Origin of the sequence: Acetobacter sp. DsW_059, from assembly GCF_002153695.1 — a bacterium.
In the GTDB taxonomy this organism is placed as follows: domain Bacteria; phylum Pseudomonadota; class Alphaproteobacteria; order Acetobacterales; family Acetobacteraceae; genus Acetobacter; species Acetobacter thailandicus.
The window spans coordinates 1-435 of record NZ_JOPI01000144.1 but is presented as its reverse complement, the minus strand read 5'-3'; the positions used below and the strand labels follow the sequence as shown (position 1 = coordinate 435).

Below are 435 nucleotides of genomic sequence, written 5' to 3'. Positions count from 1 at the left end.
CGAACACTCCGTGAAAATCTCCGTTAACATAAATCGAGCACAGATAACCATCTGTTCCAAATTTGGCATTAACAGGCAGAGATTCTGCCGATGAGTTTGCTAAAATCCACGCGGGCAGAGGTGCAATCAGGTTATCAGGCCAGCCCCCTGATTTTCTGATAGCTGCCCATGTTCTGTAACTTAGCGTATCCCGGATCATTGTCCTGTCCAGAACAATGCCTGAGTAATAAGTGCTACCATAGGCAGGAAATGCCCCGAATGCCTTCAGGTCTATCTTGCTGGTCTGAACCCAGTCACTCATTTTCAGATCAACAGAATTGCCACCTGCATTGGTAATAGCTGAGATTTTCAGGTTTTTCTTTGTGGTATATGCCGATGTCTGCCCCTGTACTGCGAGTGTACAGGAACCTGAGAAAAGGACGGAATCGCCGTATA

1 pseudogene is annotated in these 435 nt (G+C 46.7%); it reads right to left on the bottom strand.

The features are described from left to right. Window positions 1-435 (bottom strand): annotated as a pseudogene (locus HK25_RS13160) (hypothetical protein); the annotation flags it as partial.